General features: G+C 60.4%; 13 protein-coding genes. 3 read left to right on the top strand and 10 right to left on the bottom strand.

The features are described from left to right. Window positions 1-18: 18 nt before the first annotated feature. Entirely contained in the window at window positions 19-1056 is a 1038-nt protein-coding gene (locus DTW90_RS20960) for a 4-hydroxythreonine-4-phosphate dehydrogenase PdxA (protein WP_149340663.1), read from the bottom strand. Between the two features lie 137 nt (window positions 1057-1193). Here DTW90_RS20960 and DTW90_RS20955 point away from each other — a divergent pair, with 137 nt between their 5' ends. Further along, on the top strand, window positions 1194-2156 hold the full coding sequence (locus tag DTW90_RS20955) for an alpha/beta hydrolase (RefSeq protein WP_245512698.1): 963 nt from the start codon (window positions 1194-1196) through the stop codon (window positions 2154-2156). A 160-nt stretch (window positions 2157-2316) separates the two neighbouring features. On the opposite strand, the gene DTW90_RS20950 is transcribed toward DTW90_RS20955, so the two are convergent. The 8 genes from DTW90_RS20950 to DTW90_RS20915 form a co-directional block, all read right to left on the bottom strand. Beyond that, window positions 2317-3387 carry an isocitrate/isopropylmalate dehydrogenase family protein gene (locus DTW90_RS20950; RefSeq protein WP_210251423.1) on the bottom strand — a complete coding sequence of 357 codons (1071 nt, stop codon included), beginning with the start codon at window positions 3385-3387 and terminating at the stop codon, window positions 2317-2319. Between the two features lie 14 nt (window positions 3388-3401). After that, window positions 3402-4754 (bottom strand): MmgE/PrpD family protein, encoded by a 1353-nt coding sequence (locus DTW90_RS20945; RefSeq protein WP_149340661.1) that lies wholly within the window; start codon window positions 4752-4754, stop codon window positions 3402-3404. Between the two features lie 94 nt (window positions 4755-4848). Then, the gene (locus DTW90_RS20940) at window positions 4849-5604 is read right to left on the bottom strand and encodes an SDR family oxidoreductase (protein ID WP_149340659.1); all 756 of its coding nucleotides are present in this window, start codon (window positions 5602-5604) and stop codon (window positions 4849-4851) included. Continuing rightward, window positions 5601-6980 (bottom strand): MmgE/PrpD family protein, encoded by a 1380-nt coding sequence (locus DTW90_RS20935; protein ID WP_149340657.1) that lies wholly within the window; start codon window positions 6978-6980, stop codon window positions 5601-5603. The genes DTW90_RS20940 and DTW90_RS20935 overlap by 4 nt, the downstream gene beginning before the upstream one ends. After that, window positions 6977-8497 (bottom strand): tripartite tricarboxylate transporter permease, encoded by a 1521-nt coding sequence (locus DTW90_RS20930; protein ID WP_149340655.1) that lies wholly within the window; start codon window positions 8495-8497, stop codon window positions 6977-6979. The genes DTW90_RS20935 and DTW90_RS20930 overlap by 4 nt, the downstream gene beginning before the upstream one ends. A 10-nt stretch (window positions 8498-8507) precedes the next feature. Then, the gene (locus DTW90_RS20925; RefSeq protein ID WP_132523496.1) at window positions 8508-8993 is read right to left on the bottom strand and encodes a tripartite tricarboxylate transporter TctB family protein; all 486 of its coding nucleotides are present in this window, start codon (window positions 8991-8993) and stop codon (window positions 8508-8510) included. A 58-nt stretch (window positions 8994-9051) separates the two neighbouring features. Continuing rightward, window positions 9052-10014, bottom strand: coding sequence for a tripartite tricarboxylate transporter substrate binding protein (locus DTW90_RS20920; RefSeq protein ID WP_149340653.1), 963 nt, complete (start codon window positions 10012-10014; stop codon window positions 9052-9054). Window positions 10015-10058: 44 nt separating this feature from the next. Then, entirely contained in the window at window positions 10059-10712 is a 654-nt protein-coding gene (locus DTW90_RS20915) for an FCD domain-containing protein (protein WP_188080001.1), read from the bottom strand. Between the two features lie 188 nt (window positions 10713-10900). Here DTW90_RS20915 and DTW90_RS20910 point away from each other — a divergent pair, with 188 nt between their 5' ends. Together DTW90_RS20910 and DTW90_RS20905 are read left to right on the top strand one after the other, a co-directional pair. Next, window positions 10901-11452 carry a chromate transporter gene (locus tag DTW90_RS20910; RefSeq protein ID WP_132523499.1) on the top strand — a complete coding sequence of 184 codons (552 nt, stop codon included), beginning with the start codon at window positions 10901-10903 and terminating at the stop codon, window positions 11450-11452. A gap of 5 nt (window positions 11453-11457) precedes the next feature. Next, on the top strand, window positions 11458-11988 hold the full coding sequence (locus DTW90_RS20905) for a chromate transporter (RefSeq protein ID WP_149340649.1): 531 nt from the start codon (window positions 11458-11460) through the stop codon (window positions 11986-11988). Window positions 11989-11999: 11 nt separating this feature from the next. On the opposite strand, the gene DTW90_RS20900 is transcribed toward DTW90_RS20905, so the two are convergent. Beyond that, window positions 12000-12947: an ABC transporter permease gene (locus DTW90_RS20900; protein WP_149340647.1), complete on the bottom strand. Its 948-nt coding sequence runs from the start codon at window positions 12945-12947 to the stop codon at window positions 12000-12002. Between the last annotated feature and the right edge of the window lie 5 nt (window positions 12948-12952).

Here is a 12952-nt window from a genome sequence, read left to right as displayed (position 1 = left end):
TTCAGTTGAATGGAAATGCTAGTTTGCCGCCGCGTTTCGCTTGCGTCCGGCAAGCTGCGCCGCCAGACGCACCGCGCTTTCGAGGGCGCCTGTAGAGGCGACACCCTTGCCAACGATATCGAAGGCGGTTCCGTGCGCGGGCGTCGTGAAAACGGTGTCGAGACCGGCGGTAACAGTCACGCCGCGATTAAAGCCGCGGAGCTTCGTCGCGATCTGTCCCTGGTCGTGATACATCGCAACAACGCTGTCATACTCGCCGGCAAATGCCTTGATGTAGACGGTGTCCGATGGGAACGGACCCTTGCAGTTGATGCCGGTTTCGGCAGCAGCGCGAACGGCTGGACCGATCAGATCGATCTCCTCCCGGCCGAAAAGACCGTTTTCCCCGGCGTGGGGGTTGAGGGCTGCAACTGCGATGCGGGGATTTTCGATGCCTGCGAGCTGCATCGTGCGGTTCACAAGTTCGATCGCCTCGATGATGCTGTCGTGGGTGATCATGTCGAGCGCCGTGCGCAGCGAGACATGCGAGGTGACGCGCGACATCCACTGCCCGTCGAGCACATTCATCTCCGAGAAATAGCCTTTGTGTTCCAGGAGATGGGCAAACATCTTGTGCTCATCTGGGAACTTCCAGCCGCCGGCATGCAGGGCCGCCTTGTTCAGCGGCGCAAATGTAATCGCTTCGAATTTCCCTTCGAGCGATAGCCGTATGGCGGCGGCAAGCGTATCGCCGGTCAGCTTCCCTGACTCCGCGGAAACTTCTCCACGCGGCAGCGTTTGTGGATCGATATTGCCGATATCGACGACAGGTGTTTCCGGCGCGGTCCAATCTATCTCGGCCGCATCTGCCACCTTTTTGACCGACAGCTGCACGCCCGCATCGCGCGCGCCCATTTCGAGCACGCGCAGGTCACCGAATACCGCAATGCGCGCAACATCCGCCAGACGGCGATCGGACACGACGCGGGCGACCAACTCCGGACCGATCCCGGTCATGTCACCCAAGAGAAGCGCAAGTCGAGGAAGTGTGGTTGGGGCGTAAGATGTGCTCGCCATGAAATGATCCCTACAGAAGGACGGCTTCGAACTCGTCTTCTGGAATGTTGAGGCGAACGAATAAAAAGTCAACTGAAAACTGTTGACAATTTTCAAGAGGACGACGACGATACCTCTGCCATCTCGTGGAGGAACGCATGGTAGATCAGATTCAGACCGCGATGCCGTCGGAAATGCCGGCTCTCGAAACCAACCATAAAAGCCTCATGGAAGGCTTCTCCTATCGCCGCATCAAGACCCGCGGCGCGGAGATCAATGTCGCGATGGCCGGCAACGGTCCACCGCTGCTGCTCATTCACGGAAATCCTCTGACGCATGTCAGCTGGCACTGCATCGCGCCGTCGCTGGCAAAGAGCTTTACCGTCGTTGCCATGGATATCAGGGGTTACGGCGACAGCTCGAAGCCAGATGGCGGGCCTGACCATGCCGCCTATTCCTTCCGCGCGATGGGCGAAGATGCCTTCGATGTCATGACCGAGCTGGGCTTCGAAAAATTTGCCCTCGCCGGTCATGATCGCGGCGCCCGCGTCGGCTTTCGAATGGCTCTCGATGAGCCAAACAGAGTGACCCGCTTCTGCGCTCTCGACATCATCCCGACCTACCACCTGCTGACGAACGTTACGCTCGGCTGGGGGCTGGAGAGCTATCACTGGTTCTTCATGGCACAGAAGGAGCCCTTCCCTGAGAAGCTCATCTGCGCCGATCTCGACTATTACATCAACTACAAGCTCAACAAGAAGGGCGTCGGCCTGCAGATCTTCACGCCCGAGGCGTTCAAGGAATATGCGCGCTGCACGACGCCGGAACAGATCCACGCCGTCTGCGAGGATTATCGGGCAACCGTCACCCTCGATCTCGCGCTTGATACCGAGGATTTCGGCAAGAAGAAGATCCAGTGCCCTGTCCTGGTCCTTTGGGGCAGCAACAGCCATGTTGGCCGCCACCTGAAGCCGATCGAGGCCTGGTCTCCCTGGGCCCCCGATCTTAGAGGGTGGGCAATCCCGACCGGCCACTACCCGGCCGAACATCGACCGGATCTGGTCTATGATGCCTTCTGGTCGTTCTTCACCGGCAAGGAACCGAAACCCTATCAGGAGTAGCAGCGGCATCCTGTCCCTTTGCGGGAGACCGTTGCAACATGCGGGTGTCCAAAAGACACCCATAAAGAAGAAGAGCGGCGCGGGACAATCAATCCCGCGCCGCTCTGTTTTTCCTGCCGGGATCGCCGAGGGAACGAGCGATCCCGGCAAGGTCAATATTTCAGGCCCCACCCGAAACTATCTGCGATCTGATCGCCGCACCCATCTGGCTCGTCGACGCCGTGCCGCCGAGATCGGGGGTGACCTGATCCCGGGTCTCGATCACGTGATCGGTTGCCCGCTTGATCAGTTCTGCAGCGGCCACCGCTTTGGGCTCCTGCTTCTTCCGGCCGAGCCAGTCGAGCAGCATCGCGCCGGAAATGATCATGGCGAAGGGATTGGCGATGCCCTTGCCGGCGATATCAGGTGCCGAGCCATGAGTCGCCTGCGCCATTGCCAGGTTAGGCCCGGCGCAAAGTCCGGGCGCCATGCCGAGACCGCCGACGAGACCGGCCGCTTCGTCGGAGAGAATGTCGCCGAACATGTTTGTCGTGACCACGACGTCATACTGCTGCGGCTTCATTGCCAGCCGCATCGCAAACGTGTCGACCATGGTTTCCTGATATTCGACTTCAGGGAATTCCGCGGCGACCCTGCGGCACTCTTCTGCGAACATGCCGCAGCCGAGCTTGAAGACAGTGTCCTTGTGAACAGCCGTCAGCTTCTTCCGCCGGGCCTGTGCAAGTTCGAAGGCGGCGCGAGCCACCTTCGAAGAGCCCTGCCGGGTGATGACGCGAACGGAAATCGTCATGTCCTCGCTCGGACGGAACTCTCCCGATCCTGCAACGACGTTGCGGTCCGGCTGAAATCCCTCGTTGTTCTCCCGGACGATGACGAGATCGACGTCCTGGTGAACGCAAGGCAGGCTCCTGTAGGAGCGCGCCGGCCGGATGTTGGCATAGAGATCGAAATGCTTGCGCAGGATCGGATGCGGATTGATGGCCGCCGGAACCTTCGGATAGGCCTGATGGCCGATCGGTCCGAGCACCCAGCCATCCAGCTTGGACAGGCGATCCAGCGTATCGCCGGGCATGCTCGTGCCGAGTTCGTCATAGGCCTTGCGACCGATGGGCAGGTTTTCCCATTCTATGCCGAGCCCCACTCTCTCGGCCGCTGCCCGCATGACAGCCACCGTCTCCGGAACGATCTCGTGGCCGATATCGTCACCATTGAGAACACCAATCTTCAGCATCAGACTGCCCTCGCCTAATTCTTCTTCGAGAGATTTGCGCCGGTGCGGGCAATCTCGCCAACATCCGAAAGACCTTCCAATGCCCAGCAAAGCTGAATGAGCTTGGCCGTAACATCTGCGCCAACGACCGGCTCGGACAGATGGGTGAACTTGGCTTCGAGGTCGGCGTCGCTCATCGGCCGCTCCAGGCTGCCGATCGCGTGTGCGACGTGCTTTTCGATGATGGTGCCGTCACGCTTCGTCAGACGGATCTTTACTTCGTCTTCGCGAATGCTGGAGCTTGCCGAGGCAGTGATGCGATCACGCAGCGCAATGACTTCAGGGTTGGCGACCACGGCGTCATCGTATTCCGTTTCGCCGGCAGCGCCATGGATGATGGCGACTGCGCAGGAGTGATAGACGCTGAACTTGCCTTCGAGGCCGGTGCGCGGCGTCTTCTTGCCTGTCAGTTCCAGAACCAGCGGGTGAACTTCGAGCTCGATCGAGGCGATATCCTCGGCGACCAAGCCGTTCTCGTTGCGCAGCTGGACGCAGCCGTCAATCGACGGATGGATGACGATGCCGCAGGCAAAGGGCTTGTAAGTGTTGAGGCTGATTTCGAAATGATCGCCAAGTCCTTCGGTAATCTCGCCGAAATTCCGGGCCGTCGACATGACATGGGCAAAGCCGCGCGGAGCTTCGATCACGCGGTCGGAGCTGGTGAAATTGCGCTTTGCGAGAAGCGCCGCCGTCAGACCGTTCTGCGCGGCGCGGCCGGGGTGGAAGCTCTTGCACATGGTGCCGAACATCTCGCGGAAACCGGAAGATTGCGTGCCGGCGATACCGAGCGCCCAGACCATCTGCTGTTCGTTCAGACCCAGAAGCTTGCCGACTGCAGCGGCAGCACCGAAGACGCCGGCCGTTCCCGTGATATGCCAGCCGATATCGTAATGTGCGGGATAAACGGCGTTGCCGATCCGGCATTCCGTTTCGACGCCGAGGATGAAGGCGTGCAGGAAATCGACGCCGGATACCGGCTGGTGTTCGGCCAGCGCCAGGATCGCAGCCGCCACCGGACCGGCCGGGTGGATGATCGTCTTCAGATGCGTGTCGTCGAAATCGAAGACGTGTCCGGAAATGCCGTTCAGCAGCGCTGCGTTCAGGATATCGACACGCTCGCTACGGCCAAGCACCGTCGCCTGCTCCTGGCCAAAGAAGGCGCCGAGCGCATCGACGGTCCGGTCGAGCGTCGGATGGATCGAGCCGCCGACGGCGCATCCGAGCCAGTTCAGGAATGAACGCAAAGCCTCGCGCTTGACAGCGGCCGGCACATCTTCGGGCTTGGCTTCGACAATATAGCGCGCAAGAATTCGTGTCACTTCAGTCATGGATTTTCCTCTGCAGAGAATTTCAAACAAGGGTCGAGTGGCCGGCGTTTGCGCCAGCAACGATAAGGTCGAATGGTGCAGCTGCGGACAGCTGTTACGACATGAAGACGCCGCCGTTGGCGTGGATCGTCTGGCCGGTGATGTAGCGGGCGTCGGGGCTTGCCAGGAATTCCACAAGTGCGGCGATTTCGCTGGGTTTCCCGCGGCGCCCGACCAGCGGATTGTGCACGGCGTGATGGCTGGGCTCGGCGGCGGCCGAACGTCCGCGCACGGTGCCGATCATGCCCGGAACCACACAGTTTACAGTAATGCCGTCGGATGCCAGATCATGAGCGAGCGCGCGCGTCAGCCCGACAAGGCCAGTCTTGGCAGTCACCACATGGGCGCGGTTGGCGGCGCCCGTGTGCGCCGACATGCCGCCAATGTTGATGATCGCCGCATTGTCGGATTTCGAAAGCGCCGGCTGTGCTGCCTTTGACATTAGGAAGGCGCCGTCGAGAATAATGGAAAGCACCTCCCGCCATTCCCGAAAGCTGAGTTCAGCAAAGGGCGTCTCGCGGCGCACCGCCGCATTATTGACGAGGCAATCGATCCTTCCGAAGGCATCGAGTGCGCCCGATACAATCGCGGCAACCCCCTCTTCGGACGAGACGTCACCCTGAACGACCGTTGCCTTGCCGCCAGCCGAGCGTATTTCTTCTGCAACGCCCTCGGCCTCGCCGACCGAACTCAGCGTATTCACGACGACTGCCGCGCCCTCGGATGCGAGCCGCAATGCGATCTCGCGGCCGATGTTGCGGGCGGCACCGGTGACGACAGCTACGCGGCCCTCAAGATTCCGCTCCGTCACAGCGCGTACTCCTTGAAACCGTCGACATCCTTGCTCTCGAAAATCGTATGGGAGAGCGCCAGAAAGGCTTCTGCCGTTTCACGCTTCCAGCCGCCGTAAATCGCGTTATCGGTGAATTTCTCTTCGATTTCCGCAATGGTCAGCGGCGCATGCTTTCCGCCCCTCATGTGGGGCTGACGGATCTCGATATCGCTTCCGTCCTTGAGATGCGCCTTGAGCTGGCCGGTGAAATTCGTCGGATATTCGTCGTTCGGATCGATGACGTAGCTGATCTTCGAAGCAAGCTCCCGTACCGCCGGGTCGAAAATCCGCTCCTCGGTGAATTGCGCAAGGCCAGCCTTGCGATCGATGAAGCCCAGCGCCATGCAGATCGGAGTCGAGAACTTGGCTGCATAGGTCGTCTGGGGGGCGTGCTTGGAAGCGAGCGGCTCCCAGAGGCGATGCACAGTGCCCTCGCCCACCTGGCAAACGATCGTTTCAATGTCCGAGGCTGCGATGCCGCGCTCTGCGAGCTGGATCGCGCAGTCGATAAACGGCTGGGTCATGGTTCCGCAGGCATAGGGCTTGAAGGCGATCGTCTCCATTACCCACTCCTGGCCGAGAGTATCCAGCACCGGCGAGAAATCCGGCGCCCTCGACGGAGCAAATGCCTGGAAGAACCCATGCGTGCCCTCGAACACCGATCGCGGTCCGAGGAAGCCGCCGCGAGCGAGCAGTGCTGCGCGGATGCCTGATTGCGCGGCGTTGCCGGCATGCATGCGCTTGGTCCACGTGCCTTCGGCCAGATATTCGATGATCCCTGCCGCCATGCTGCCGGCGATGCCGATCGCAGAAACCGTGCGCTTTTCGTCGAGGCCCAGTGCAGCGGACACGGCAGCAGCAGCGGCAACCGTCCCGATCACTGCAGTCGGATGAAAGCCGGCCTTGTGGATCGCCTTTGGCGCCACCAGGCTTAGACGGCACAGCAGTTCGACACCGACCACGATTCCTTTGAGGAGAGCTTCGCCTCCCAGGCCTTCGCGTTGGCAGGCTGCCAGAACTGCAGGAACGATAACGGCGCCGGAGTGCACCGGGCCACCTTCGAAGGTATCGTCGTAATCCTCGCCATGTGCTGCGGTGCCGTTAATAAGGGCAGCGCTGAAGCTGTCGAAGCCGCCCTCGTGGCCGATGGCTGTCGCCAGTCCCGGTTCGGCAGCGCCGACGCAGGAGGTCACATATTCCTCGCCGCGTGCGGCGACCGCCAGGCCGGCAACGTCGACAACAAGCATTCGGGCGATTTCGCGCGACTTGGGAGAGACGCGGGAAACATTGAGATTCACGATCCAATGGGCCAGTGCCTCGGCGACCGTGTCTTTGATGGGGCTATGCTGGTTCACGAGTGGCCTTTCACGATATGAGAATTTGATGCGCCCTGGGCTGCCTTTCCGCGTGCGCGGAAGTGACCAACGATAGAGCCTATGACGAAGATTGCCGCGACCCCGAGAAGACCCGCTGAAATCGGGTCGGTCAGGAAGGTCGAGTAGTCACCGGCGGACAGAACAAGGGCGCGGCGGAAATTGGATTCGATCAGGAAGCCTAGGACGACACCAAGCACCATCGGCAGGAAAGGTAGGCGGAAGTAGCGCATGGCATAGCCCAGCGCACCGAAGCAGAGCGCCACGCCGACCTGGAACAGGCTGTATTCGATGGCGTAAACACCAGAGACGAGCAGCGCGAAGATGAAGGCCATGAGATAGGATTTGGGCCTGTTCACCAACCAGATGCAGGGCGGCATGAAGGCATAGCCGACGACCCAGAGCGCAACGACACTGATGCCGAGACCGACATAGAGGTCGAACACGATATCCGCATGCTGCACGAAGAGCATCGGGCCGGGGATGAGATCCTGGATCAGGAAGCCGCCAAGCAGAACGGCCGTCGAATTCGTTCCGGGAATTCCAAGCCCGAGCAGCGGTATCAACGCGGTTTTTGAAACCGTGGTATTGGCGGTCTCCGGAGCGGCGATGCCTTCCGGCGCGCCATGGCCGAACTCATCCTTGTGACGGGACCAGCGACGGGCCTCGTTATAGGAGAGGAAGGCAGCTACCGTACCGCCTGCACCCGGCGTGACGCCTTCGATGGTGCCGACGATCATGCCGATCAGCTGCGCCGGCCAGATGCGCTTCCAGATGGCAGCGCTCGGAAACTTGATCTTGGCAGCACCCGCATCGGCCTTGTCCCAGGCCGGTTCGCTGGCACTGGTCATCAATTCGCTCAGCGCATAGAGGCCGACGAGAACGAGGATCGGCGGGATGCCGGAAAGGAGCTCCGGGCTGCCGAAGGTGAAGCGGTTGAGGCCTGTCACCGGGTCGGTTCCAACAGCAGCGATCATCAATCCCAACACGGCGGCCATCAGGCCCTTGATCAAGTTTTCTCCTGCAAGCGAGCCGATGACACTGATGCCGAGGATGCCGAGCGCGAAATAGGACGCGGGATGAAACGAGAGCGCCAGCCGCGAGAGCGGCTCGGTCAGGAGGACGAGAACAGCCAGGCCGAAGATACCGCCGAGAATACCGGAATAAAGCGATATCCCGAGGGCTTCGCCCGCACGCCCCTGCTGCTTCATCGCAAAGCCGTCGAGAACCGTGGCTGCGGCCGCATTGGTTCCCGGCGTCCGGATCAGGATGGCGGGAATGGAGCCGCCGTACTCGGCGCCGAAATAGGCCGAAGCGAGCAGCACGATCGCCATGGACGGCTGCATGCCGTAAGTGAAAGGCAGAAGAAGCGCCATCGTGATCGAGGCGGCGATGCCGGGCATGGAGCTGCCGACAACGCCCCAGGCAACGCCGGCAAATGCGGCGATGATGATGCCCGGTGTGGTGAGAACGTCAAACAAATGGGAAAGAGTAGACATATTACGCCCCTCAGATCAGTGAGGGCCACAGCCCGGCGGGCTGGGGAACCTGAAGAATTTCGACAAAAATGATCCAGAAGGCCACGCCGCCGCAGGCCGCGATCGGGATAGCCCAGCGGTTCAGGCGGCCTTCCATGTAGCAGATGATAGCCAGCAGCAGCAGGGCGATCGAGACGATGTAGCCGAGCCACGGCAGCACCGCCACATAGACCACACCGATCGCCAGCATGCCGATGGCGCGCAGCGCAGCATAGAGATCGCTCTTTTCAGCGCTCTTTGCCGCGCCGACAACCGCCTGGATGCCGCCGCCGCGGCCAAGCATCGTGTTGATGATCAGAAGAATGGACAGTATCCCGAGGGCGATCGCGTAGTTGAGCGGAAGGCCCTGCGGACCAACCGCATCCGCAAGCGTGCTTTGCGGTATCGCCGCTGCAACACTGTAATAGGCAATGGCAAGTGCGAGCATAAGCACGCCGCACGCGAGGTCACGTTTCATCCTACGGGAGCCCTTTGATCAATTGGAAGTGCGTGGGAGGGCCGCAAGGCCCTCCGGCTTACTTGATGACGCCCGATGCCTTCAGGAAGGCCTGAGTGTCGTCGCCGAATTTATTGATGAAGGAAACGTACTCGTCGTGCTTCATGAAGCCCGGCTCGAGGTCGTTTTCCGTATAGATTTTCTTGTATTTCGGGTCTTCGAGAAGCTTCGGGATGGCATCTTCCCATGCTGCAATCACGGCCGGAGACATGTTCTTCGGGCCGGCCAGACCGCGGAACTTCACGGCTGCAACGTCGATGCCCTGCTCCTTGGCAGTCTTGACATCGGGGAACAGCGACAGGCGGTGATCGCCGAGGACCGCCAGCATTCTGATCTTGCCGGCATCGAGCTGCGCGCGAATTTCTCCGATCTCGCCAACGCCGATGTCGAGCGTGCCGTTCAGGACGCTGATCTGCATGTCGCCGCCGCCTTCAAAGGTGACAATCGAGGCGTTGACGCCAGTCTTCTGCTTCATCAGCTCCAGGAGCTGACGCTCGAGAGAGGCCGGGTTGGCGGCGCCCCACTTGCCACGGCCTGCCTTTGCGGCGGCGATGACATCGGGAAGCGTCTGGAACTTCGAATCGACCGAGGTGTAGACGACTTCAGGATCGTAGAAGACGTTTACCAGCGGCTCCATGTCCTTGTAGCTCGCATCCGGCTTGCTGAGCAGCGAGGTGTAGATATAGGTCGGCGTCGTGGCATAGAGCCAGCTGCCGTCCATCGGAGACGATGCGACCGTCGACATCGCCTTTGCGCCGCTGCCGCCCGTTACGTTCTCGACGATCAGCTTCGGCGAAAGATAGTGCTGCAGATACGGCAGCATCTCGCGAAGGAAAACGTCGCTACCGCCGCCGGGGCTGGAGTGCGTGACCATCTTGATCAGCGGTGCCGGATATTTCTCCTGCGCCAAAACAGCGCCTGCCGGCAATATGGCCAATGCGGCAGCAATACAGATTGCCTTGATACCAAATGTCTTGTTCATGCGATTTTTCCTCCCATCGCATTCGAACCAATGATTGATGTTGACTAGCCTTCGGTTCCCGATCGACGGGGGTCTTTGCCTTCGGCATGCAACATGCGTTCTTTTCCGTTCTGGACGTGCTCGAAGGCAGTCCTGAACGCCATCTCAGCGTCGCGGGCACGGAATGCCGCGATAATATATCGATGTTCCAGATTTGATTTGTGAAGACCGCCGCCGTGCAGCAGTCCACGGGCTCGAAACAGATGCAGTTCCTTGATGAGTGCGGCGTAGTCGGTCACCAGCCGCTTGTTCATCGAGGCTTTCAGGATCAATTGGTGGAAGTTAAGGTTTACGTGATAATAGTCTTCAAGCAGTTCCTTCTCGGCGAGGCTGTCCATCTCGTCCAGCATCTCCTCGAGGGTATTCAAGTCGTCTGTCGATATGCGCTGCGCCGCAAGCCTGGCAGCAAGCCCGAACAATGCGGCGCGAACCTCGTAAGCATCGGCCGCCTCTTCTTCGCTGACGCTTCTGACGAAGACGCCGCGATTGGGAATTAGCTCCAGCAATCCAGTCTCCGCGAGTGCGCGGCACGCCTCGCGTATCGGCCCCCGGCTCACCTGAAAACGGGTCGCCAAGGTATTTTCGTTCAGCCGCTCCCCGCTTGCGAAATGTCCCGACAAAACCAGCTGCTCGATCTCATGCTTGAGAACGCTGGTCATTGACTGAAATCGCAAAACGTCGAGGTCCGGTGTCTTCATGACGAGAAGGATTAGATCGTAGTCTGTAAATTGTCAACGATTTTCGATTTACATATTTTCACTTCGAATGCATAAATTCTTGGACGTGCCAGCGACTTCAGAAGCTGCTATCGAAGCCTTCCAACACATCCCGAAAATCGGATCCGCTGATGGAGAATCAACAAGACCGGCCCACCGCCTGGGGCCTCTTTTTCATCTTCGCCCGCATTGGGCTTACCAGTTTCGGCGGAGGTCTCAGCGGCTGGTTCATGCGGGAATTCGTCGACCGCCGGCAGCTGATATCCCGCGATGAATTTCTGAACGGCCTCGCGCTGTCGCAGGCGCTGCCCGGGGTCAACGTCAAGAACCTGGCCATCTGGATCGGTTATCGCGTGTGCGGACGATGGGGAGCGGTTGCCGGCTTCTTCGGGACGATCGCGCCTTCGGCGATCTTCATCATTCTGCTTGCCACCGTCTTTGCATCGCTGACGAAGTTCACTCTGACCGAAATGCTGCTTGAGGGAGCTGGTGCTGCGGCAATCGGCCTGTCCCTGTCGATGGGCTTCATTGCCTGCCGGCATCTGCCGCGAAAACTCTTTCCCCTGGGGCTTGCCGCTGCGACCTTCGTGTCGATCGGCATTCTTCACTGGTCGCTCGTCTACACCGTCATTGTCGGTGGCGCAGTTGGGTTTGCCCATTCCTACTTCTCCGAAGGAGCCTGACGGTCATGCAAAATCCGCTCTGGAACCTCGCCGTCGTCTTCCTGCCGCTGTCGATCGTCACCATAGGCGGCGGACAGAGCGCCGTTGCGGAGATCCACCGGCAGGTGGTCGATCTCCATCACTGGCTCACGCCGAACCAGTTCGTCGACGCCTTCGCCATCTCCCGCATGACACCCGGGCCGGGCTCGCTGCTGGTCACATTGATCGGATGGCAAGTCGCCGGTTTTTGGGGCGCGGTCGTTGCAACGCTTGCGATTTTCGGTCCGACGGCCTTCCTGATCTATGGCGTTGCGCATGTCTGGTCGCGCTATCGCGGCGCCCGCTGGCAGGTCGCGCTGGAAACGGGCCTGCGCCCTGTCGCGGCCGGCATGATCGTGGCCTCGACCTATGTCCTGATGCGATCGATGGACGGCGGATGGCAGGCATTGCTGATCTGCCTCACCGCAGCGGTCGGACTGACGATGACACGAATCAATGCCGTCATGGTTCTTCTGCTCGGCGCGCTCGGCTTTGTCGGCCTGACAATGCTCGCCTGAACCTCAGGCCTTCACGTCGGCGATTTCTGGCCGCCAGCCGCGGTGATAACGCCGACGATGATAAGACCGGTCAGAAGAAGACGGACGCCTGCGCTGACACCGAAGGTGTTGAGCATGGTCAGAAGCAGCACCAGAAAGAGCGCCGCCCCCCATACGCCGGGCACATTTGCCTTGCCTCCCGCAACCGAGGTCCCGCCGATAACGACGACGGCGATGGAAGCGAGCAGATATTCGTTGCCGATATCGACATTGGCGCCGCGGAAATAGCCGGCAAGAAGGGCTCCGTTCAACCCGGCCAACGTGCCTGACAGTGTGTAGGTGAGGAAGCGCACCCAGCCGACATGGACGCCGGCGAGCCACGCGGCGCGCATATTCTGCCCAATCGCAAGGACTGAGCGGCCGTAGATCATCCGGCGGAGTGCAACGGCTGCCCCGACCGTGAACAATGCGATGAGAATCGCAAGCAACGGAATGCCGAGGACCTGCACATTGGTGAAAGCAGCAAAGCCGGGCGGCGGCTTGATCTGCAATCCGCGTCCATAGCTGATATCGATCGACTGGATGATAAAGCTTGCCGACAGCGTGGCGATGATCGGCGGGATACGCAGCGCCCAGATCAACAGGTAGTTGACGGCGCCGATCACAGCGCCGCTGGCAAGGGCCGCCAGAAGTCCAACTGCGATCATGCTGTCCTGTCCGTCCATGACCTTCATGGCGACGGCGCTGGCAAGACCGATATTGGCCGGCAGGGAAAGGTCGACATTTCCGGGACCAAGCGTAATGACGAACATCTGGCCGACGCCGGCAATGACCATGAAGACCGCGAGGGAAAGCGCTGCCGTGATCATTCCCCCGGCACCATAGCCGCCGGTAAAGATGATCGTGGCGAGCCAGACCACCAGCGCGCCGATGAAGGACCATATCCAGGGAAGTGCTGCGAGTGCCTTGATCTGCCGCATGGTCT

This window comes from Neorhizobium sp. P12A (assembly GCF_008365395.1).
Classification (GTDB): Bacteria; Pseudomonadota; Alphaproteobacteria; order Rhizobiales; family Rhizobiaceae; genus Rhizobium.
Note: the sequence above shows the minus strand (reverse complement) of the source record. Positions and strands in the feature narration are given on the sequence as shown.